This is a genomic window from Sorangium sp. So ce327 (genome assembly GCF_051530205.1).
In the GTDB taxonomy this organism is placed as follows: domain Bacteria; phylum Myxococcota_A; class Polyangia; order Polyangiales; family Polyangiaceae; genus Sorangium; species Sorangium cellulosum_B.
In genome coordinates this window covers 7,483,422-7,505,836 of record NZ_CP150330.1, presented here as the reverse complement: position 1 = coordinate 7,505,836, position 22,415 = coordinate 7,483,422, and the positions used below count along the sequence as shown (strand labels likewise).

The following is a 22,415-nucleotide window of genomic DNA, read 5'->3' as shown; positions in this document are numbered from 1 at the left end:
ATCTCATGAGCGCGAGCACCGCCCGCCGCGCTGCGGCGCGAGGCGGCCGGGCGCGGTCGTGTGCGGGTGTGCGGTTCCCGGTCGCCGCGGGCCTGCGGTTCGGGTAAGGCACTTCTGTGACAAAGATTGGATTTGAGATCATCGGGACGGGCCACTACGTGCCCGGAGAACCTGTCACCAACGACGACCTCGCGCGGGTGATCACGACCTCCGACGAGTGGATCTACCAGCGCTCCGGTATCCGCCAGCGCCATTACGCGCCGGACGGCGTGGGGGTGAGCGATCTCGCGTGCGAAGCGGCGAAGCGCGCGATCGCGTCGGCGCGCATCGCACCGTCGGAGATCGATTACATCCTCTTTGCCACGATGACGCCGGACTATATTTTCCCCGGTTCCGGGGCGCTTCTCGGCGCGAAGCTGGGCATTCCGGGCGTCCCCGCGCTCGACATCCGGCAGCAGTGTGCCGCGATGCTGTTCGGCCTCCAGACGATCGACGGGCTGATCCAGACCGGGGCCGCCAAGACCATCCTGTTCGTGGGCGCGGAGGCGCACGCCGGCTTCATGCCCTGGGAGGACTGGGGAGCGCTCGACCCGAAGAATGGCCGATCGGCGACGCCGGAGGCGCGGGCGCACGCCGACCGCCACCGGAACCTCGCCGTCCTGTTCGGGGACGGGTCGGGCGCGCTCGTCCTCCGCGCGACCGATCGCGACGCGGGCCTGCGCGCCAACAAGATCTGCTCCGATGGACGCTTCGCCGAGCTCCTCTTCGTGCCGGGCGGCGGCTTCCGCTCGCGCCCGTACTGGAAGCCGACGTCGTTCGACGAGGACCTGCATATCCCCCGCATGGATGGCCGCGAGCTCTTCAAGTTCGCGGTGACCAAGCTCCCGGCGACCGCGCGGGAGCTCTGCGCCTCTCAGGGCCTCGCGATCGAGCAGATCGACGTGTTCCTGGCGCACCAGGCGAACGGCCGGATCAACGAGCACATTCGCAAGGACCTCGGCGTGCCCGTCGAGAAGCTCCCGAGCAACATCGATCGATTCGGCAACACGAGCGGCGCCACCGTGCCCATCCTCATCGACGAGGAGATGCGCGCCGGAAGGGTGAAGAAAGGGCAACTCGCCATGGTGCTCGCGCTCGGGACCGGCGTCCACTGGGGCTGCGCGCTCTGGAAGCTCTGAGCGGCTGAGCGGCGGCGCCTCGCTCGCAGGCGTCACCGTCCTCCTCGTCATCGTCATCGTCATCGAGCCGCGGCGGTAACGCGCGGCGTATTGCGTCCGGCGCGGAACGCTGCAGAAAATTCGTGCGATCGTGTCGCGACGGATTGCACGTGGCGTACCCCTTGTTACGTTTCCATCAACGCCCGCAGCAGACCCCGTGTTTGCAATGCGATCGACCTTGCGCGGGCGCCACCGGGAAGGGAGTCACCTCAGGGCTCGGCGGCACGGCCCCTCCCCGGCCAGCGGCGAATTGCGCACGCAGCACCTCATGCGGAGCAGGTAGCGCGCAGCAGGCACAGCGCAGCGCGGGACCTACGCGCGGGGGTGCGGTGTTCGCGAGTGCGCGTGAATGCGCGTGAATGCGCGTGAATGCGCGTGAATGTGCGTGAACGCGCGCGAATGCGTGTGCGCGTGTGTTCGGATGTCGTCTCTTGCCGCTCTTGTTCATACGATTGTAGGCCATTCACTTCATTGGAGCATGTTTTCCTTGATGGCGAGGACGCAAACTCTTCGCATTGACTCGGACGCGCAATTATCGGATTTTGCACACTGAGGTGAGTGTGATCGGAGAACACGGAGCGTCGATCTTGAGAGACACACCGACCCAGCTTGGGCTCGGCCGGTATCGTCCCATCGCGAAGCTCGGCCGCGGCGGGATGGCAGACGTCTTCCTCGCGATGGCTCACGGGCCCGCCTCGGTGAACAAGCTGGTCGTCGTCAAGCGTCTCCGCAGCTCCGGGGACGAGGAGGATCGCCAGGTCCTCATGTTCATGGATGAGGCCAAGCTCTCGGCTCGCATGAACCACCCGAATGTCGTCCAGACCTACGAGGTCGGCAGCGATCGGGACGGCTACTTCATTCTGATGGAGTACCTGGAGGGCCAGCCGCTGAAGCGCGTCATGAAGGCGGCTGTCGAGCGGGAGTCCGGCACGGGCGGGCTCGTCCGTGGTACGTGGATCCGGATCGTGGCCGAGGTGCTGCGCGGGCTCCATTACGCGCATGAGCTCTGCGATTTCGACGGTCGGCCTCTCGGCATCGTGCATCGCGACGTCTCGCCGCACAACATCTTCATCACGTACGAGGGCGCGGTGAAGCTCGTGGATTTCGGCGTGGCCAAGGCCGTCGTCAACGCCTCCAGCACCGAGAGCGGGACCTTCAAGGGCAAGCTGACGTATATGGCGCCCGAGCAGGTCACGGCGGGCAAGACGGTGGACCGCCGGGCAGACATCTTCGCGGTCGGCGTCGTGCTCTGGGAGCTCCTCGCCGGGCGGCGGCTGTTCGAGGGCGATCAGATCACCGTGATGCACCAGCTCCTGCTGGGGAAAATACCGCGGCTCTCCACCGTCGTTCCGGGGATCCCCATCGCGCTCGATCAGATCGCCGCGAAGGCCCTTGATCGCGAGCCATCGAAGCGCTTCGCGACGGCGCAGGAGATGTGCGATGTGCTCGAGAACTACCTTCAGTGGTCGGGCGAGGACGTCCGCAGCGAGTTCCTCGGCGCCTGCATGCGGGGGATCTTCGCCGAGAGCCGGGCCTCCATACGCCAGCAGATCAAGGCGCAGATCGAGCGGGTGGCCAGCGCGTCGCTCCTGAGCGACGCCTCCAGCCAGGTGACGATGAGCGGCATCGGCGTCGCGATGGTTCCCTCGAGCTCCGGCTCGGGCAGCAGGCTCCCCTATGTCGGGGAGTCCAGCCGGTCGGGCATCGACCGGGCCTCGGGCTTCGAGCGCGTGTCGGGCGCCGAGCGGGCGTCGGGCGTCGAGCGGCCCAGGACCCCCGTGAGCGACTCGGTGAGCCTGCGAGCGACCACGTCCGGGCCCGTGTCGGCCTCGAAGCGCGGCTACCTGATCGGCGCGTCCGCCCTGACCGCGCTGGTCGCGCTGGTCGGCGGCGCGGTCCACGTCGCGAACCAGCGCGCGCCCGCCCCCGATGCTCCCGCGGTCGCTTCGCACGGCGCCGAGGCCGGGGAGACCGTCCAGAAGAAGCCCGAGGAGGGCCCCAGGGCGAGCGTGACGATCGCGAGCGATCCGCCGGACGCGACCGTGAGCTGGAAGGGAAAGACGCTCGGCAAGACGCCGCTCAAGACCGAGCTGCCCGTGGGCACGCAGGTCGTTGTCGTGTCGAGATCCGACTGCTTCGATGAGACGCTCATGCTGGCGCTCTCACCCGCGGAGGCCGTGGAGCGCTCCGTCAAGCTCCGCCCCAAAGACTTCACCCACTAGAGCGGCGGTCACCCGCTTCGGATACGGGCCCACCTCGGCGTTTTCGGTGCTCAGCGCACGGGAGTGCGCTTCCGCGCCGAAAACGCCGATCTGGGCCCGTCTCCTGTGCGGGTGACCGCCGCTCTGCTGCGGCTCTGGAGGGTGCTGAGGGGGGCGGGAACCGGATGAGCCGGGGGGGGCATCTGCCCGTCGGCGAACGGATGCACCTCCGTGACTGCGGCTAGGAGGAGGACCTCATGGCGTCATGAGCCGTGACGGATGTAGGAGATCACCTTGGTGACGCCGTCGGCGTCCATGGCCTCCTTCACCGCCTCGGTCGCCTCCTTCACGCTGGCGACGGTGCCCTGCAGCGTGACCACGCCGTCGCGCACCGTGACGTGCAGCTTCTTCACCGCGTCGTGATCGCTGTCCGCGAGCTTGCCGCCGACCGCGTTGCGGAGCGCCTCGTCGGACGGGCGCGCGCCGGTCCGCTTCGCCTCCTTCGTGGCGATGACCGAGCCGTCGCGGCCGAAGGTGACCTGATAGTCGTTGTCCTTCGCTGCCTTCGTCCACTCGTCGCGCTCCATCGCGGCGGCATTTCCCTCCTGCTTCTTGGCTCCCTCAGCCTGGCCCTGTTGCGGGGGCTGCGGCGCGGCCTTGTCCTTGGGAGCGGCGGGCGGCGCCGACTGCGGGCGCGCGCCCTGGTTGTCCTTGAGCGCACCTGTCTGCTCGCCGACCCTGTTCATCTGGTCGTTGACGTCGCGGCCCGCCTGGCGCCCGCGCTCGGCAAGCTGCTCCGCCTTTTCGCCCACGCGTTCGGCCTTCTCGCGCGTCTCCTGGCCGAGCTGCTGACCCTCGCGGGCGAGCTGCTCTGCCTTGTCGCCCGCGCGCCCGGCCTGCTCTCGCGCCTCCTTGCCGAGCTGCTGACCCTCCTGGGCGAGCTGCTCTGCCTTTTCGCCCACGCGCTCGGCCTGCTCGCGCAGCTCTTTGCCGGGCTGGTTCGGGGCCGGAGGCGGTTCGCCTCTCCTGTTCGTCTGGTCCACGGGCTCGCGGACCGCTCCTTCAGCTCTCTCGCTCTCGCTCCTGCAGGCCGTGCCGGCGAGCGCCAGCGCGAGGACGGTTGGGCCGCAGAACCAGCGTATTCTGCTCATCGTGCAGCGATAGCTCATGGTGCATCTCCGGGCGCACACCGAGGCAGACGTCGTGCCAGGAACTCGGTCGTTCCCGGCCGCCCGGGAACAACGGCGCCCCGCGCGTGTCGACGGGGTCATGCCGAGACCCTCCCTGGCCACCGCGCAGCGGCGGCACCGGACACCGGACGAGCGCTCCGGCCCGACGCATCGTAGTAGGCTCGAGGTCGTGAGCGCGGCGCCGCCGGAACCCGTCCTGCCTGACGCCCCGCCCGGACAGCGCTCCGCGCCCGATCTCCTCTCGCACCGGCCAGCGCTCCGGGTCGACGCGCGGGCGGTCAAGGAGTCGCTGGCGTTCGCGTTCGCGGGCGGCGCGCCGGCGGGGGCGTTCGATCGGCACGTCGAGTCGGCGTCGCTGCCCGCGTCGACGTGGGATCCAGCCCGCTTCGCGCAGCACGTCTTCCTGCGCGAGCTCATCGTCGGATGCCTCCATTTCACGAGCGAAGGCCGCACGTACATCCCGAGCCCGGCGCTGCTGGGCCGCGCCCTCTCCCAGCCGCCGAGCGATCGCGACACCGTCGAGCTTCGGCGCGCGATCTTCCGGGAGCTCACCGGGTCGGAGGCGCACCGCCGCGATCTCGAGCGCGCCTACGCGGCGCTGCGCCGCTGGGTGGGCCAGATCGAGACGATCCCCATCTCTCGCGGCGAAGGCAGCCGGCGCCGGCTGGACATCCTCGCCGCCGCCAAGGACGCGTTCGACGCGCTCGCAGGTGCGTTCGCGGGCGCCCGCTCGGGCCTGTCGCGGCTCTCGGCGTTCGGCGCGGCCGTGCGCGAGGGCGAGGCGTACCGCCGCCTCGCGGATCTGCTCGCGTACGACGAGGAGATCGCGACGCTGGATGTCCGGATCCGCGTCGGCTCCGACGGCCATGTCCGCGATCTGCGCGCCCTGTCGATCCGCGAGAACAGCGAGAACCGCTTCTACCAGTCGCCGCTCGGGCGCCTGGTCACGAAGCTCGTGATGCTGTGGAGGGGGTACCGGTTCAGCGACGACGAGCTGCTCACCCGCCACATCAACAGCGTGTTCGACGGCATCGAGGACGATCTCGTCGCGCTCGTCCAGCTGCTCGGAGATCTCGAGTTCTACCTCGCCGGCCTCGCGCTCCGCGACCGCGCCCGCGCGGCCGGGCTCTCCGTCTGTCTGCCCGAGCTCGTCTCGCCGGGCTCCTCCGACGGCGCGCACGGCGCGCGCGGCGGGAGCCCCGGGCGCGCGCTCAAGGGGCTGTTCAACCCGCTGCTCCTGGCGAGCTCGGTGAGCACGGTCCCGTGCGACATCGCGACCGATCACCACGACGCGACCGTCATCGTGACCGGGCCGAACTCGGGGGGGAAGACGCGGCTGCTCGAGGCGCTCTCGCTGGCCCAGATGATGGGGCAGGCGGGCTTCTTCGTGCCGGCCGCGGAGGCGCGCCTCTCGCCGTGCCACGGGCTCTTCGTGTCGCTGATCGAGCAGGCGCAGGCCGATCAGAGCGAGGGCCGCCTCGGGATGGAGCTGCTCCGCATCAGGTCGCTGTTCGAGGCGATGCAGGTCGGCGACATGGTGGTGCTCGACGAGCTCTGCTCGGGCACGAACCCGTCGGAAGGCGAGGAGATCTTCCAGCTCGTGATCTCGCTCCTCTCGGAGCTCCGCCCTCAGGCCTTCATCACGACGCACTTCCTCGAGCTCGCGGCGCGGCTCGAGAGGGAGCGGCCGGTCGATCGGCTCGTGTTCCTGCAGGTCGAGCTCGACGCGCAGCAGTGGCCGACATACCAGTTCGTCGACGGGGTCGCCCGGACCTCGCTCGCGCACCGGACGGCGGCGCGGCTCGGGGTCACGCGCGAGGAGCTCGTCGCGCTCGTCGAGCGCAGCAAGCGCGCGCACCGCCGCCGCGGGGCCGAGCCCGCCTGAGCGCGGCCACGCTCGCCGTGGCGGGAGAAATCTGGTTGTATGCGCCGCCATGGAGTATCGACCTCTTGGCAGGACGGGTTTCCGCGTCTCCTCGGTGAGCTTCGGGGCCTGGGCGATCGGGGGCACCTGGGGCGACGTCGACGACAAGGAGTCGCTCGCGGCGCTGCACCGGGCCGTCGATCGAGGCGTGAATTTCTTCGACACCGCGGACGTGTACGGGGACGGCCGGAGCGAGCGGCTGCTCGCGCGGCTCAGGCGCGAGCGGCGCGAGGAGATCGTCGTCGCGACGAAGGCGGGCCGGCGCCTGAGCCCGCACACGGCGGCGAGCTACGACGAGGGGAACCTCACGGCCTTCGTCGAGCGCAGCCTGAAGAACCTCGAGACGGACGCGCTCGACCTCCTCCAGCTGCACTGCCCGCCGACGGACGTCTACTATCGACCCGAGGTGTTCGACGCCCTCGATAGGCTCGTGAAGGCGGGCAAGATCCGGTTTTACGGCGCCAGCGTCGAGCGGGTGGAAGAGGCGCTTAAGGCCATCGAGTACCCCGGCGTGCAGTCGGTGCAGATCATCTACAACGTCCTCCGGCAGCGCCCGGCCGAGCTCTTCTTCCCCGAGGCGAAGCGCCGGCAGGTCGGGGTCCTGGCGCGACTGCCGCTCTCCTCGGGGCTGCTCACCGGAAAGATGAGCGCGGCGACCCGGTTCGCGGCCGACGATCACCGCAGTTTCAACCGAGAGGGCGCCGCGTTCGACAAGGGCGAGACGTTCTCGGGCGTCGACTACGATCTGGGCCTCGAGGTCGTCGACGAGCTCCGCCCGCTCGTGCCCGCCGGCGTGAGCATGGGCGCGTGGACGATGCGCTGGATCCTGATGCAGGACGCGGTGACGTGCGTGATCCCCGGCGCGAAGCGGCCCGATCAGGTGGACGAGAACGCGGGCGCGGCGGACCTGCCGCCCGTGCCGCAGGAGACGATGGCGAAGATCCGCGAGATCTACGACCGGCGGCTCCGGCCCCAGGTTCACCAGCGCTGGTAGACGCCGCCCGGGCGAGGGCTGCGAAGGCTCACAAGATGCGCGGCAACAGCCATCCTGCGAACGAGATGAGGGCCGCCGTGCCGAAGAGCGGCCCTAGCCCCCGGATCTCGAAATCGTCGATGAGCTTGTCGGTGGCGTAGAGCAGCACCGAGTTCACGACGAGGCCGAAGAAGAGATACGCCAGGCCGAGCGTGAGGACGGCGGCGGGCAGGAGCGCCACCGCGACCAGGAACTTCACGAGCCAGCCGAGCAGCAGGTTGAGGACGGTGAACACGGCGGCGACGACGAGCGCCGTCTGGGTCTTTCGGATCCGCACGCCGGGCAGGATCTTCGTTCCGACGAGGACCGCGAGGCCCGCGGCGAGTGCCTGGATGATGAGCGCCTTCATGACCACCTCCCTGGCCGGCACCGCTCGGGCGGGCCGGCGTTCGCACCTTCCTCGTGACCCAGGGAGGTGCCGGGCGCAACCTCGTCCGGCGCGTCGCGAGCGGAGCCGGCGCGCGGCCTCCGCTCAGCCTCAGCGGCGCCGCACCGGCTCATTCCTTCGGCTTGTCGCCGCCGAGCAGCTCGCCGATGGCGGGGGCGCCGCCCGGGCCGAGGGCCTGCGTGCTCTCGATGAGGTGGATCAGGAACTGGCGGTTGTCCGTCACCGAGAGGTTCTGGAGCTCGAGCGCGCCGATGCGGTCCTCGGGGGTGAAATAGGCCTCCTCGACCTTCTCCATCGAGAGCTTGTGCGGCGCATAGGCCATGTAGTCGGCGCGCGTGTTCAGGATGTTGTAATCGTCGCCGCGGCGCAGCTCGAGCGTCACCTCGCCGGTCACGCCGGGGGCGATCCAGCGCGAGAGCGCGTCCTTCAGCATCATGGCCTCGGGGTCGTACCACTTGCCCTCGTAGAGCAGACGCCCGAGGCGCCTGCCCTGGGTGAAGTAGACGTCGAGGGTGTTCTCGTTGTGAATGGCGGACAGGAGCCGCTCGTAGACGGCGTGGAGCAGGGCCATGCCCGGCGCCTCGTAGATGCCGCGGCTCTTCGCGTCGATCACCCGGTTCTCGATCTGGTCGCTCATGCCGAGCCCGTGGCGCCCGCCGATCCGGTTGCACTCGACGAACAGCTCGAACAGGGAGCCGAAGCGCTTGCCGTTGATCGTCGTCGGGACGCCGCGCTCGAACCCGAGGGTCACCGTCTCGGCCTCGATGGCGACCTCCGGCCGGAAGGAGGCGACGCCCATGATCGGTTGGACGATCTTGATCCCGGTGTTCAGGTGCTCGAGGTCCTTCGCCTCGTGCGTCGCGCCGAGCACGTTGGCGTCGGTGCTGTACGCCTTCTCCGTCCCCATGCGGTAGGGCAGCCCGTGGCGCTCGAGGTACTCGCTCATCTCCTTGCGCCCGCCGAGCTCTCCCACGAACCTCGGGTCGAGCCAGGGCTTGTAGATCTTGAGCGAGGGGTCGACGAAGATGCCATAACGGTAGAACCGCTGGATGTCGTTGCCCTTGTGCGTGCTGCCGTCGCCGAAGACGTGGACATCGTCGTCGCGCATCGCGCGGACGATCGCGGTCGTTGTCACCGCGCGGCCGAGCGGCGTGGTGTTGAAGTACTTCTTGCCGCCCGTCGAGAGGTGGAAGGCGCCGCACTGGATGGCGAGGATGCCCTCGCGGACGAGCGCCTCGCGACAGTCCACCAGCTTGGCGGAGACCGCGCCGTGCTGCAGGGCGATCGGCGGGATGTCGCCGGGGGAGTCCTCGTCCGGCTGCGCCAGATCGGCGGTGTACGCGTGCACCTTGAGCCCGTTGCGCGAGAGCCACGCCACCGCGCAGCGCGTGTCGAGGCCGCCCGAGAACGCGATGCCGAGGTGGGTGCCCGCCGGGGGGAGTGAACGGAAGATCCTGCTCATGGCGGCGCAGCATAATCGCAACGCCCGCGAGCGCGCGAGCGGAGATCGCGGGGCGGCGGAGGCGCCTGACAGTGCGTGTGTACGCGCACCCGAGCGCGACGTCAGAGGCTCCGCCCGCTCCGCCGGGACGGCGCGGTCGCGCGATCTCCGCCCGCCCGGGCGGGCGGGCCGTCAGGCGCCTCCACCGGAAGCGCGCTGGCTTGCACGAAACGGCGCAGGCCGGGCCTCATCGGACTAGGATGGAGGACACCGTGTCACGCGAGCCCTGCTCGCAAATGAGGTGCAAATCCATGCCGAAGCTGCCGTACGCCGAGATCGCCCGGATCGAGGAGCGCCGGCTGGCGGTCGGCATCGCCGCCGTGGTCGCCTGCGCGGAGCCCATCGCGGGCGGGTGGATGGCCTTTGATGGAGAGGGCTCCTGGGGAAACTTCGCTGTCGGGCTCGGGCTCGATGGGCCTGTCTCCGGCGAGGAGCTCGATCGCCTCGTGGCGTTCTACGCGGCGCGCGGCGCGGAGCCGCAGATACAGGTCTGCCCCTTCGCGCACGGATCGCTGGTGCGCGGCCTCGCCGAACGAGGGTTCGTGCTACGCGAGTTCGAGAACGTGCTGGCGCGCGAGCTCGCGCCGGACGAGGACCTCCGCGCGCTGGCGTCGTATGGTGGCCCCGGGGAGCTGGAGATCGTGCGCATCGATCCGGGCGACGCGGCGCAGGTCCGGGGGTTCATCGAGATCGCGACGAGCGGCTTCCGGCCCGAGGACGCGCCGATCTCGCCGGTGCTCTTCGAGATCACGCGCCGCGTGGTCGCGCACCCCGGATGCGACTCGTACCTGGCGCTCGTGAACGGCGAGCCCGCCGGCGGCGGCAGCGTGGAGATCTCCGGCGAGGGCGCCGCGCTCTTCGGCGCTTCGGTGCTCCCCCGGTTCCGCGAGCGCGGCATCCAGCAAGCGCTCATCGCCCGCCGCCTGGAGCGGGTGCGCGAGCAGGGTCGCCTGCTGGCGTGCATCAGCGCGAGCCCCGGTATCCCCACGGAGCGCAACGCGATGCGGCTCGGCTTCTTCATGGCGTACAGCAAGGGGATCTTCACGCGGCGGAGCGAGAGCCCGGAGGCGCCTGCCTGAGCCGCTCCCGGCGCCCCGGGCCTCGTCGAGGGCGGCGCACATTTCAGGTGTGCAGCGCTGTTCGTGCAGAACCGAAACAAACGCCCAGGACATCCGTGCGAATTGCCCGACCCTGACGGAAGTGCGTCATGGCACGCCTCATGCTGATATTCTGGTTCAGCGCCGCTGGCGTGGCCTTTCCCCCCCGAGGCCCCGGCGGCGCTTTTTCATTTCGCCGCCAGCGCCCCGCTTTACCGCTCGACCGTCACCGCGCGGCGCCCCGTTGCAGCTCGGTCACCGCGTTCCTCACGAGCCGGAGCCCCACGTTGTCGTCCTGCGACAGGATCGACTCCGGATGGAACTGGACGGCAGCGATCGGCAGCTCCGTGTGCTCGATCGCCATCACGACCCCATCCTCGGTCTCGGCCGTGACCTTCAGCGACGCAGGGAGCGCGTCGCGCAACGCGTAGAGCGAGTGGTAGCGCCCCGCGCGGAACTCGCGGGGCAGCCCCTCGAAGAGGCGCCCGCCGAGCACACGGACCTGCGAGGCCTTGCCGTGCATCGGGTAGTCGAGGACGCCGAGCTTGCCGCCGAAGTGCTCGACCATCCCCTGCAGGCCGAGGCAGACGCCGAAGACGGGCAGCCGGCGCTGGAGCAGCGCCGCGAGCGTGCCCGAGAGATCGAAATCGCTCGGCGTGCCAGGGCCGGGCGAGAGCACCACGAGGTCGGGAGCGTAGGCGTCGAGCTCCTCGTGAGGGAAGCCGGCGCGGAGCGTCATCACCTCGGCGCCCGTCTGCCGGAGGTAGTTGGCCAGCGTGTGCACGAAGGAGTCCTGGTGATCCACGAGGAGGACCTTGCGCGTGCCGCCAGGCACCGGCTGGATGGCAGCCGGAGGCGGCGTGGCGTCGCCGCGCGGCCTCCGGATCGCGTCGAGGAGCGCCGACGCCTTCACCTGGGTCTCGCGCTCCTCCTCGTCGGGATCGGAGTCGAAGAGCAGCGTCGCGCCGACCCGGACCTGGGCCACGCCGTCCTTGACGCGGATCGTGCGCAGCGTGAGCCCCGTGTTCATGCTGCCGTCGAAGCCGACGATGCCGACCGCCGCCCCGTACCACGCGCGCGGCGAGCGCTCGTGATCCTCGATGAACTGCATGGCCCAGGCCTTCGGCGCCCCCGTGACCGTGACCGCCCACGTGTGCGCCAGGAACGCGTCGAGCGCGTCGAAGCCGTCGCGCAGGCGGCCCTCGATGTGATCGACCGTGTGGATCAGCCGCGAGTACATCTCGATCTGCCGGCGCCCGATCACCCGGACGCTCCCCGGCACGCAGATGCGGGACTTGTCGTTGCGGTCGACGTCGGTGCACATCGTGAGCTCCGACTCGTCCTTCGCGGACGCGAGCAGGCGCGCGATCTGGGCGGCGTCGGCGAGCGGGTCGCTGCCGCGCGGGATCGTGCCTGAGATAGGGCAGGTCTCGACGCGATTGCCCTCGACGCGGACGTACATCTCCGGCGAGGCGCCGATCAGATACTCGGCGTTGCCGAGGTTCATCAGGAAGCCGTAGGGCGCCGGGTTGCGCTCGCGCAGGCGGTAAAACAGCTCGGTGGGCGCGACCGGGCACGGCTCGTAGAGCGTCTGCCCCGGCACGACCTCGAAGAGATCGCCCCGCTTGAAGGACTCGCGCGCCAGCCGGACGAGCTCGGCGTACTCGCCCGGCGCGTACTCGTTCTGGGGCGCGCGGTCGGCGCCGACGTAGGCGTGCGTCGCGCCCTCGCGCGGCAGCCCTTCGGTCGAGCGATCGCCGTACTTCAGCTCGTAGCGCGTGCGCGTCGCGCGCTCGCGGCGGTGGTCGACGGCGATGATCTCGTCGGGGAGGTAGAGGACGAGATCCCGCTGATCCGCCGGGCGCTCCAGGCGGAGCCGGATGGGCTCGAACTGGAAGGCGAGATCGTACGCGAACGCGCCGTAGAGCCCGAAGAGCGGGTCGCCGGGGACCCCGAAGAGCTCGATGAGCCGGCGCAGCACCGAGAAGATGGACGGCTGCCGGCTGCGCAGCTCCTCCGGCACCCGCTCGCCCGGCGGCCGGACCGCGCCGACCACCTCGTCGCCGCGCCGCTCGAGGGCCGCGACCGCGTCGAGATCACGGAGGGCCTCGTCGATGGCGGGCAGCAGCACGCGCCCGCGCTCGTTCAGCGCGGTGAACCGGAAGTCGCGGCCCCGGGAGACGAGCACGAGCGGCGGATCGACGAAGCCGATGTCCCAGCGCGTGTACCGGCCCGGGACCTCGTAGCTGGACGCCAGGACCACGCCGAGGTGGCTGTCGAGCGCCTCGACGATGGGCTGGATGGCGCCGTCGACGGCGAGGTCCTCGACCGTCCGCCGCACCGCGACGCCCCTCCGCGTAATGTTGCTCTCTCGTTTCACGACCGCGTCTCCTTCTGTGCGATGAGTATACGCGGTGCGGCATGCGCGCCGTACCGGCATCTTCGCCGCGTGCATGGTTCCGTCGGGCGCGTCATCCGCGCTGCGCGCTCGTGGCGCGTGCGTCCCGCGCGGGCGCTCGACCGGCGTCCGCGGCGCGCTCCGCGAGGTAGATCGCGCGGAGCAGGGGGAAGCTCTTGACGAGGACCTCCTCGTATTCGGCCTCCGCGCTCGACTCCGCGACCACCGCGCCGCCGCTGCCGAAGCTGAGCCCGCGGCCGTCGGCGACGAGGGTCCGTATGGCGATGTTCATGTCCATGGGGCCCTCGTACGCGAGGTACCCGATCGAGCCCGTGTACACGCCCCGCGCGCGCCGCTCCAGCGCGTCGATGATCGAGATCGTCCGGTGCTTCGGCGCGCCGGTGATGGACCCGCCGGGGAAGCACGCCTCGAGCGCGTCGAGCGCGCCCTTCCCCTCGCGCAGCGCGCCCGTGACCACCGAGGAGAGCTGGAGCAGGGTCGCGTGCTCCGTGATCCGCTGGAGCGCCTCGACGTCGATCGAGCCCATGGCGCAGACGCGGCTGAGGTCGTTGCGGACGAGGTCGGTGATCATGAGGAGCTCGGAGCGGTCCTTGTCGCTGGTCGCGAGGTCGCGGCGCAGGGCCAGGGTCTCTTCCTCGGTGGCGCCCTTCGGTCGCGTCCCCTTGATGGGCTCGCTGCGCACCCGCCGCTCCCGGTCGACCGCCAGGAACCGCTCCGGCGAGGACGAGAGCACCGCGCCCTCTGGCAGCCTGAGGAACGCCGAGAACTGCGCGGGGTTCGTGCGGCGCAGGACGCGGTAGAGGGCGAACGGATCCAGCGAGGTCCGTACGTGGAACTCGTTCGTGAGGCACACCTCGTACGTCTCGCCCTCGCGGATCTCGCGGAGGATGGCCTCGATGGCGTCGAGGTGCTCCCGGCGCGAGAGGCGCGGCGCGTGCGCGATCCGGTCGGCGAAGCTCTCCGGGACGGGCGGCAGGAGCGGCTCCGAGAGCGACGGGAGGCCGTGGAGGCGCGCCGCGATCTCGTCCAGCCATGGCGCGGAGGGCGGCGGCGCGGGCTCGTCGGCGTCGATCGCGTCGATCGCGTCGATCGCGTCGATCGCGCACGCGTATACCGTGCGCTCGACGTGGTCGAAGGCCAGGAGCCGCCGCGCGATCATCATCGCGCTGTCCGGGAGCGCGCGGCGCGGGTGGGCGGACGCGCCGAAGCCGAGGTGCTCCTTGAGCTCGTAGCCGAGGTAGCCCACGAGGCCACCGGTGAAGTGGAAGGGTAGACCGCTCGGATCGAGCGATATCGAGGCGAGCTCCCGCCGGAGCGCGACGAACGGGCTCCCCTCGGACGTGGTCGAGGTGAAGGCGTCCCCAGGGCCGCCGGCGCTCCACCGCGTCACGGCGGCGCCGCGGCTCTCGATCGCCTCGGTCGCGCTCCCCATGAACGAGAAGCGCCCGTCTCGGCCCGTCGCGCTCGAGTCGAGCCAGAAGGCGTAAGGAGCCGCGGCGAAGAGCCCGGCGAAGGCCCGCTCGGGATCGACCCACGGGAGCCGGAGGTGACGCACGCGCCCGCGTCGCCGCGCGCCCGGCGCGCAATCGCCCTGCGCGCCTGCGGAGAGGCCCGGCGCGGGCGCGATCCGGCGGAGCGCCGCGCCCCTCCGGTCGCGCGGCGTGTTCATGGCGATATTCCTGAAGTTGCTGATGATTTTCTTGCCGTGCTCGGTGCCGATCGACTCGGGGTGAAACTGCACGCCGTAGAACGGCCGGTCCTTGATCTTGAGGGCCATGATGAGCCCGTCGCCGCGCGTGCGCGCGGTCACCTGGATCTCCGCTGGCAGCTCGCTGTCGCCGACGATGAGCGAGTGGTAGCGCACCACCTGGAACGGGCTGGGCACGCCCTCGAAGAGCCCTGCGCCGTCGTGCTCGATCTCGACGATCTTGCCGTGCATGACCCGCGGGGCGTGCTGGACGCGCCCGCCGAAGCGCGCCGCGAGCCCCTGGTGGCCAAGGCAGACGCCGAGGATCGGCGTCCCGGTGAGGGCCTCGATCACCTCGGCGCAGACGCCGAAATCGGCCCGTCGCTCCGGGCGGCCGGGGCCGGGCGAGATGACGATGCTGTCGAGCTCCAGGCCCTCGATCTCGGCGAGCGAGAGGCTGTCGTTCTTGACGATGATCGGCTCCTCGCCGCTCACTTCCCAGAGGTACTGCCCGAGGATGTGGGTGTACGAGTCGTAGTTGTCGATGAGGAGTGTCTTCACGGCGAAGCTCGCCTCGGGGCTCGCGTCGAGGCCGTCGATCCAGGCGAGCCGGCGCGGATGCCGGCTCGGGTGAGGCGCCCCGGCGGCGGGCGCGGCATCAGGGGCGGATGATGGCCGCGAGCATGGCCTGGAGCTTGAGCTGCGTCTCGACCAGCTCCGCCTCGGCGCTCGAGCCCGCGACGACCCCGACGCCCGCGACCATCCGCGCGCGCGCGCCGTCGACCGTGGCGCTGCGGATGCCGATGAACCAGTCGCCGTCGCCGCGGGCGTCGACCCAGCCCACGAGCCCCGCGTAGAGCCCGCGCCGGATGCCCTCGTGCGCGCCCAGCCAGGCCTCCGCCGCCTCGCGCGGCGTGCCGCACACGGCGGGCGTCGGGTGAAGCCGCGCGGCGAGCGTGAGGGCGTCCGGCGCCGCCTCCGCGAGCTGGCCGTGGATCGGGGTGCCGAGGTGCATCACGTTGCGGAGGCTCAGGATCGACGGCTCGCTGGGGACCTCGAGCGACGCGCACTCCGGCGCGAGCGCGGCGGCCACGGCGTCGACAACGAAGCGGTGCTCGCGCTGGTCCTTGGCCGAGCGCCGCAGGACCTCGGCGAACCGGCGGTCGGCGTCGACGTCGGCGGAGACCGCGTAGGTGCCGGCGAGGGGGTGCGAGGAGACGGCGCGCCCGCGGCGCGAGAGCAGGAGCTCGGGGCTCGCGCCGAGGAAGCCGTCGACATGGAAGATCGCGCACGAGGGGTAGAGCGCGGTCAGGCGGCGCAGGACCTCCTCGACGACGATGGGGCGGTTCGCCTCGACGTCGACAGCGCGCGCCAGCACGACCTTGGAGAGGGCCCCCTGCTGGATGTCGGCCACCGCGCGCGCGACGCGCCCGCACCACTCCTCGTGCGGGAGCGCGGAGCGGAGCGTGAAGCTGTCGGGCGAGCGCCGGTGGCCCTCGGCCCGCTCCAGGTGCGGCGCCGGGGCGGCGCCCTCGCCGATGGTCGTGACCCACGCGGTCCCGTCGGGGGCCGCGCCGACGATCTGGGCCGGCACGACGAGCGCGGCCGGCTCCGTCCGGTCGAACGGCAGGGCGCCGAGCGCCACCGGGCCGCAGCCCGGGCGGCCCACGGCGTCGGCGGCCTCGATCGACGCGAGCGCCTCCTTGATCCACGCCACGCCGCCCTCGATGCCGTGCGGCAGCTCCAGGCGGGCGGCGACCCCGTGCGCGACCAGCTGGGTGCCGGGGTGGAGCCAGACGCGCGCGCCGTCTCCCATGAGCGACGAGATGCCGCCGGGCAGCTTCGCGAGCGTGTCGGCGTCGAGCCGGAAGGTGCGGGCGACGAGCCGCGCCGCCTGGCGGGGGGCGTCGGCCGAGGAGGAGAACGTCAGGGGAGTCATGCACCGCCGTGCGCAGGCCGGTTCGGGCTCGTCCTGCTCGGCAGGACCAGCCTGGAGCCAGCAGGCCACGAGCCCGCGGCACCGTGCCGGATCGCGAGCGCCGGCCACGCAGCATCGGCTCTACCGCCTCCGGAAAGGCTCCGCAAGCGCAAAGCAGCCCACGTTCAGGGCGCCTGCGACGCGCGCCTACCGCTGAATTGCCGCTGAAATTGCGCTTCGAGGCGAGGTGGTGGCGTCGGCGCGCGGGCGCGCGCCCGCACGTATTGCGCGCGTTGTCTCCGCGCGACGCAGCCGCATCGCGTTTCGTCTCACCTCATCTCGCCGCCAGCGCGCGTCGTGTTGCGTCTCGCAGCCAGCGCTGCTGTCTCGTCTCACCCCACCTCGCCGCCAGCGCGCGTCGCGAAGGCGCGCGGCACATCGCGCTTCGCGCCGCGTGCCTTCGCGACGCGCTGTGTGCGGCGCGCCGCGCGCCGTCTGCTGTGCCGCGCTGCCAGCGATCGGCGAGCAGAGCAGTGCCGAGCAGCGCGCGCTCCGTCCCGTCTGTGATCGACGGCTCTTTCCTGGGCTTTTTACCCCTGGAGAGGCGGCGCGATCCCTTGCCCCCGAGCGCGCATCTGGTCGATGCTGCCGATGGCACTCGCCCTTCGCGGCGCGGGCGTGAGCGGCGCGTCTCGATAGCTCTGCCGGCCACCGGGAATGCGAAAATTCTCCAGAACAGAGCTCAGAAAGGATCCTGCGATGGACCCCACTCGGCAGCATGATCTCCGCGCATGGCGGACCGCAGCGCTGATCTTCTTCGTCGTCGGGCTGTGCGCCTGCCGCGGAGACAAGAGCCCGCCTGCCCGCGAGAACGCCCCTGGCGCCGCGGCCGCGACGGCGGCCGCGGTGTCGGAGGCGCCGGGCGAGAAGGCGATCAAGGCGCAGCCCCCCGCCGTGCCGAACGCCGCCGAGGCGAAGCGATACGCCGGCAGCAAGCTCAAGTATTACAGCGAGCCGGTGGGCGTGGGCGCCGAGCTCGACAGGGTGATGATCCAGCAGTTCCAGAAGGACACCGGCATCGAGGTGACGATCATCCCCCGTCCCAAGGACGCGACCGAGACCTACTCCGTCTACCAGCGCCTCTTCCAGGCGCAGTCCGGGGACGTCGACGTCATGATGCTGGACGTCATCTGGCCCGGCGCCTTCGCGCAGAACCTCGTCGATCTGAGCGAGAAGCTCGGCGAGGCGGCGAAGCAGCACATCGAGAGCATCGTCCAGAACAACACGGTCGACGGCAAGCTCGTGGCGATGCCGTGGTTCACCGACTTCGGGCTGCTCTACTACCGCACCGATCTTCTGGAGAAGTACGGGTATCAGAAGCCGCCGGAGACGTGGGACGAGCTGGAGCAGATGGCGAAGAAGATCCAGGACGGCGAGCGGGCGGCGAGCCCGAACTTCCTCGGCTTCGTCTGGCAGGGCAAGGCTTACGAGGGGCTGACCTGCAACGCGCTGGAGTGGATCGCCTCCCACGGCGGCGGCGCGATCATCGAGCAGGGCAAGATCACCGTGAACAACCCGGAAGCCCAGAAGGCGCTCGCGCGCGCCAGGGGCTGGGTGGGCTCGATCTCCTCCGCCGGCGTGACGAGCTACGAGGAAGAGGACGCGCGCAACGCGTTCCAGGGCGGCAACGCCGCCTTCATGCGCAACTGGCCTTATGCCTACGCGGCGGGCAACGCCGAGCGGTCGCCGATCAAGGGCAAGTTCGCGGCGGGCCCGCTGCCGCACGAGCCCGGACAGAAGAGCGCGGGCACCATCGGCGGATGGCAGCTCGCGGTGTCGAAGTTCTCGCCGAACAAGGACGCGGCGATCGAGCTCGTCCGCTACATGACGAGCCCCGAGGCGCAGCGGTTCCGCGCGACCGCGGGCTCCTTCCTCCCGACGATCCGATCGGTGCAGCAGGACGCGGAGGTGGTGAAGTCGCTGCCCTTCCTGGCGAGCGCGAAGGACATCGCGCTCGTGCCGCGCCCCTCGAACAGCACCGGCGCCCGGTACAACGAGGCGTCGATCGCCTTCTTCCAGGGGGTGAGCCAGGTCCTGCAGGGCAAGGAGCCGAAGGCGGTGCTCGGGCAGGTGGAGCAGCGGCTCACGCGCGCGCTTCGCTGACGCCGCACGCTCGCGAGAACGGATATCCCATGAGCATGCCGGCGAACCCAGCGGCCACGAGCGCGGCGGCCCCTCCAGACCACCCGTCGCTCGACGCGCGGCGACAGCGGCGCGCCTGGCTGTTCCTCCTGCCGACGCTCGCGGTCGTCGCGTTCATCGCCCTCTACCCCCTCGCCGAGACGTTCTACCTGAGCTTCACGAACGCGCGCCTCGGCACCGGGGAGCCGGCCAGGATCATCGGGGCGCAGAACTACGTCGATCTCGTGCGGGACAGCTACTTCCACGACGCGGTCCTGCTCACGGTGCTCTTCACGGTCGTCACCGTGCTCGGCGAGCTCGCCCTCGGGCTCGTCGTCGCGCTCGTCGTCAACTCCCGCTTCAAGGGCCGCTCGGCGGTGCGCGCGGCCATGCTCATCCCCTGGGCCATACCGACCGTCATCTCGGCCCAGATGTGGAAGTGGATGTACAACGACGTCTACGGCGTCTTCAACGACCTGCTCGTCAACCAGCTCGGCGTCCTGGACCGCAACATCGCCTTCGTCGCCGATCCTGCGGTGTCGTTCTGGGCGGTGGCGCTCATCGACGTCTGGAAGACGACGCCGTTCATGGCGCTCCTCCTCCTCGCCGGGCTGCAGCTCATCCCGCACGATCTCTACGAGGCCGCGCGGGTCGACGGCGCGACGGCGCTCCAGCAGTTCACCCGGATCACGCTGCCGCTCCTCAGGCCCGCGATGCTGGTCGCGCTCATCTTCCGCACGCTCGACGCGCTCCGGGTGTTCGACGTCTTCTTCGTCATGTTCGGCAACCGGCCGGACATGCAGACCATGGCGACGTACGCGCAGCAGACCCTCGTCAGCGTCTCGGACATCGGCTACGGCTCGGCGATCTCCGTCGCGCTCTTCCTCATCATCGCGGTGTTCATCATGATCTATCTCGCGGTGTTCCGCGCCGAGGAGGTGTGAGATGAGCCGCGCTTCGCGAGGCGCAGGGCGGCGGCGTTCGCTGGGACAGCGCGCCTTGCGGGCCCTGCTCTACCTGCTCGTCGCCGCGGTGCTCGTGTTCACCGTCTTCCCGTTCGTCTGGGCGTTCGTCTCCTCCATCAAGCCCGACGACGAGCTCTTCACGACCCCGGTCCGCTACTGGCCCGGCCGCGCGACGCTCGACAACTACCGCCTCGTGCTGGCGAACGGCGAGTTCCAGACGGCGCTCCTGAACAGCGTGATCGTCGCCGTCTCGGTCACCGCGGTCTCGCTCGCCGTGGGCTCGCTGGCCGCCTACGCGCTGGGGAGGTTCCGCTTCCGAGGGCGCAGCCTCGTGCTCTACGTGGTCCTGGGGATGACCATCTTTCCGCAGATCGCCGTCCTCGGCGCCCTGTTCCAGATGATCAACTTCTTCAAGCTGTACAACCAGCTCCCCGCGCTGATCCTGACATACCTCATCTTCACGCTCCCCTTCACGGTCTGGGTGCTCACCGGCTTCATGAAGGCGATCCCGCGTGAGATCGAGGAGGCGGCCTACGTCGACGGCGCGACGCACTGGCAGGTGTTCACCCGGGTCATGCTGCCGCTCTCGGTCCCCGGGATGGCGACGACGGGCATCCTCGCCTTCATCGCCGCCTGGAACGAGTTCCTGTTCGCGCTCTCCTTCACCCAGACGCCGGACAAGCGCACCGTGACCTACGCGATCCAGGCGTTCTCGACGACGAGCAGCGGGCTCTACGAGATCCCCTGGGGGCAGACCATGGCGGCCTCCATCGTCGTGACCGTGCCGCTCGTGGTGCTGACGCTGGTCTTCCAGCGGCGGATCCTCGCGGGGCTCACGGCGGGCGCGGTGAAGGGCTGACGGCGCGCCGGGCGGCGCGCGCGGCGCGGGCGGCGGCTCACGCGCGCCCCCACGGGAAGCGCAGCCAGCGAGGCCCGTAGGCGGCGCCGAGGTCGCGCAGCCCCGAGAGCAGCACGCCTGCGGCCATGAGCGGCAGGATCACGCGGAGCGAGGGCGGCGCGTCCCAGCGGGAAAAGCCGGTGGGGGCGTGCGCCCAGCGCCAGATCTCGGGGACGAGGTGGGCGAGCGCGCCGCCGTAAATGATGCCCATCACGGCGTGCATCACCCGCTCTCCCGGGTAGACGCCGCCGAGCGGCCTCCGGACCGTGTCCTCGACGACGAAATCGCGGAGCGTGATCGCGATCTCCGCGAGGAGCAGCGCCGCGAGCGCCCACGCGGCGAGCCCCTCCCAGCGCACGAACGGCAAGGAGGCGAAGAGCACCGCGTACAGGAGATCGCGCGCGCCGTGGAGGACAAGCTCGGGCGCCGTGCCCGGCACGCCGCCGGGCAGGCGCGCCCGCCACTCGTGGTAATAGAGCGTGTCGAAGGCGCCGAGCGCGCCCTGCACGGCGAGGAGCACGAGCGCCGTGATCATGCGTGGGGCTCCGGAGCGCGGGGCTCCGGCGCTGACAGCGCGGTCGATTCCGGCGTGGACCCGCCGGCGCGAGCAGGCGGCGCCTCGCCGCCCGGCTCGTTCGCCACGCGCCCCTCGTACGCGACGAGCAGCCCGGCGACCGGCGCGAAGATCCGCACGTCGACGTGGACCTCGTCCTGGAGCGGCCCGGCCCGCCCCTCGATCCGCGGGGCGAGCCACCGGGGCAGCGGGAGGCCGAGGCGGCGGAGCCCGAGCGTCGACCGCACCTGCTCGAACACGAGCGCTCCGCCCTCGGCGCGGAGCCGGAACCAGCACTGGACGAGGCCGAGCCCCTCCACCAGGAGATCACCCGCGCGCCACTGCGAGGAGAAGAGCGGGCGAACCCCGAAGGTGCGGAGCCACCGCTCCCCGTCGCCCGCCGGCTCGACCGCGAGCGTCACGGCCACGTCCTCGGCCGCCTCCGGCATGCGCAGCAGGCCGGCGACCAGGCGCGCCGCGAGCCCCCGGCCGCGCCGCACGCGGAAGCGGCCGCGAGCGCGCACGCCGCCCGCGTGGAGGCGCTGCACCGGCGGCGCGAGCGCGGCCCACGCGGCGCCGAGGAGGGCAGGGTAGAGAGCAGGCGCTGGAACACCCCGCGCCGCGCTCGAGCAGGACGCGGGCGCTCCCCGGGGTCGGCTGTCCGGCTCCCCGGCGGAGCCGCGCATCAGGCGTCCTCTGGGAGCATCTCCCGCGGCACCGCAGGGCTCCTCGGGGCGACGGCCGCGTCGGCGAGATCGCGGATCTTGACGATGATCGCGTCGTCCGTGTCGCTCCGGGCCTCCTCGCAGTACGACCGGATCTGCCAGAGCAGCTTGCGGGTGCGCCGCAGCTCGAAGACGAGCCACCGGGTCTCCGGCTTCGCCTCCTGGGGATGGCGCTCCAGCTCGACCTCGATCTCGCGGATGCGCTCCTCGATCTGCTCTCCGGTCGGGAGGATGCGGCCGTTTCCGTGACAGTCCTTGCACAGATAGGGGCCGGAGTCCGTGTTGATCTCGCCTTCGCCATAACAGCTCGCGCACGTCACCAGCTCGTAGGAGTTCATGCGGCGCACTCTATCCGATCCTGTGCCGTGCTCGCGACCGGCGTCGCCGTCGTTCGATCGGTCGATCGGTCGCGCCACGGGCGGCGGCGTCGTGCGCTCCGGCGTGGCAGGCGGTGACGCCACCGCCATGGAACGCGCGCCGTCGCGACCGGCGTCTCCCGCGGGCGCCGGGGGCCTGGC

The 22,415-nt window shown here is 70.9% G+C and carries 17 protein-coding genes; 8 read left to right on the top strand and 9 right to left on the bottom strand.

Translation table 11 applies throughout. From position 1 onward, the window contains the following. Positions 1-116 precede the first annotated feature (116 nt). Both WME95_RS28115 and WME95_RS28110 read left to right on the top strand, forming a co-directional pair. Positions 117-1,178: a 3-oxoacyl-ACP synthase III family protein gene (locus WME95_RS28115; RefSeq protein ID WP_437541539.1), complete on the top strand. Its 1,062-nt coding sequence runs from the start codon at positions 117-119 to the stop codon at positions 1,176-1,178. 626 nt (positions 1,179-1,804) lie between these two features. Further along, positions 1,805-3,439 (top strand): protein kinase domain-containing protein, encoded by a 1,635-nt coding sequence (locus WME95_RS28110; RefSeq protein WP_437541537.1) that lies wholly within the window; start codon positions 1,805-1,807, stop codon positions 3,437-3,439. 242 nt (positions 3,440-3,681) lie between these two features. On the opposite strand, the gene WME95_RS28105 is transcribed toward WME95_RS28110, so the two are convergent. Further along, the gene (locus WME95_RS28105; protein WP_437902440.1) at positions 3,682-4,587 is read right to left on the bottom strand and encodes a BON domain-containing protein; all 906 of its coding nucleotides are present in this window, start codon (positions 4,585-4,587) and stop codon (positions 3,682-3,684) included. Positions 4,588-4,687: 100 nt separating this feature from the next. On the opposite strand from WME95_RS28105, the gene WME95_RS28100 reads away from it, so the two are divergent. Both WME95_RS28100 and WME95_RS28095 read left to right on the top strand, forming a co-directional pair. Continuing rightward, positions 4,688-6,493 carry a MutS-related protein gene (locus WME95_RS28100; RefSeq protein ID WP_437902439.1) on the top strand — a complete coding sequence of 602 codons (1,806 nt, stop codon included), beginning with the start codon at positions 4,688-4,690 and terminating at the stop codon, positions 6,491-6,493. Positions 6,494-6,542: 49 nt separating this feature from the next. Next, entirely contained in the window at positions 6,543-7,526 is a 984-nt protein-coding gene (locus WME95_RS28095) for an aldo/keto reductase (RefSeq protein ID WP_437902438.1), read from the top strand. A gap of 28 nt (positions 7,527-7,554) precedes the next feature. Here WME95_RS28095 and WME95_RS28090 read toward each other — a convergent pair whose 3' ends face one another. Together WME95_RS28090 and argG are read right to left on the bottom strand one after the other, a co-directional pair. Next, positions 7,555-7,914 carry a phage holin family protein gene (locus WME95_RS28090; protein WP_437520919.1) on the bottom strand — a complete coding sequence of 120 codons (360 nt, stop codon included), beginning with the start codon at positions 7,912-7,914 and terminating at the stop codon, positions 7,555-7,557. Positions 7,915-8,062: 148 nt separating this feature from the next. Beyond that, positions 8,063-9,415: an argininosuccinate synthase gene (gene argG / locus WME95_RS28085; RefSeq protein ID WP_437274770.1), complete on the bottom strand. Its 1,353-nt coding sequence runs from the start codon at positions 9,413-9,415 to the stop codon at positions 8,063-8,065. 290 nt (positions 9,416-9,705) lie between these two features. Between argG and WME95_RS28080 the strand changes: the two genes are divergently transcribed. Next, complete coding sequence (locus WME95_RS28080) at positions 9,706-10,533, top strand: GNAT family N-acetyltransferase (RefSeq protein WP_437902437.1); 828 nt, start codon at positions 9,706-9,708, stop codon at positions 10,531-10,533. Positions 10,534-10,777: 244 nt separating this feature from the next. On the opposite strand, the gene WME95_RS28075 is transcribed toward WME95_RS28080, so the two are convergent. The 3 genes from WME95_RS28075 to WME95_RS28065 form a co-directional block, all read right to left on the bottom strand. Beyond that, positions 10,778-12,991, bottom strand: a complete 2,214-nt coding sequence (locus tag WME95_RS28075; RefSeq protein WP_437911037.1) for an anthranilate synthase component I — start codon at positions 12,989-12,991, stop codon at positions 10,778-10,780. A 31-nt stretch (positions 12,992-13,022) separates the two neighbouring features. Beyond that, a complete protein-coding gene (locus WME95_RS28070) occupies positions 13,023-15,218 on the bottom strand; it encodes a chorismate-binding protein (protein WP_437902436.1) in 2,196 nt (731 codons plus the stop codon). A gap of 97 nt (positions 15,219-15,315) precedes the next feature. Beyond that, a complete protein-coding gene (locus WME95_RS28065; RefSeq protein WP_437902435.1) occupies positions 15,316-16,596 on the bottom strand; it encodes an isochorismate synthase in 1,281 nt (426 codons plus the stop codon). A 738-nt stretch (positions 16,597-17,334) separates the two neighbouring features. On the opposite strand from WME95_RS28065, the gene WME95_RS28060 reads away from it, so the two are divergent. The 3 genes from WME95_RS28060 to WME95_RS28050 are packed head-to-tail and all read left to right on the top strand — an operon-like array spanning position 17,335 to position 20,580. After that, a complete protein-coding gene (locus tag WME95_RS28060; protein ID WP_437902434.1) occupies positions 17,335-18,738 on the top strand; it encodes an ABC transporter substrate-binding protein in 1,404 nt (467 codons plus the stop codon). 29 nt (positions 18,739-18,767) lie between these two features. Next, entirely contained in the window at positions 18,768-19,700 is a 933-nt protein-coding gene (locus tag WME95_RS28055) for a carbohydrate ABC transporter permease (RefSeq protein WP_437902433.1), read from the top strand. Between the two features lies 1 nt (position 19,701). Then, positions 19,702-20,580 (top strand): carbohydrate ABC transporter permease, encoded by an 879-nt coding sequence (locus WME95_RS28050; RefSeq protein ID WP_437902432.1) that lies wholly within the window; start codon positions 19,702-19,704, stop codon positions 20,578-20,580. 37 nt (positions 20,581-20,617) lie between these two features. Here WME95_RS28050 and WME95_RS28045 read toward each other — a convergent pair whose 3' ends face one another. From WME95_RS28045 to WME95_RS28035, 3 genes are read right to left on the bottom strand one after another with little or no spacing between them, the layout of a single operon-like run. Further along, a complete protein-coding gene (locus WME95_RS28045; RefSeq protein ID WP_437902431.1) occupies positions 20,618-21,154 on the bottom strand; it encodes a hypothetical protein in 537 nt (178 codons plus the stop codon). Continuing rightward, positions 21,151-21,858: a DUF4166 domain-containing protein gene (locus WME95_RS28040; RefSeq protein ID WP_437541517.1), complete on the bottom strand. Its 708-nt coding sequence runs from the start codon at positions 21,856-21,858 to the stop codon at positions 21,151-21,153. The genes WME95_RS28045 and WME95_RS28040 overlap by 4 nt, the downstream gene beginning before the upstream one ends. Next, on the bottom strand, positions 21,858-22,235 hold the full coding sequence (locus WME95_RS28035; protein WP_437739461.1) for a hypothetical protein: 378 nt from the start codon (positions 22,233-22,235) through the stop codon (positions 21,858-21,860). Before WME95_RS28035 ends, WME95_RS28040 begins: the two co-directional genes overlap by 1 nt. Positions 22,236-22,415: the final 180 nt, after the last annotated feature.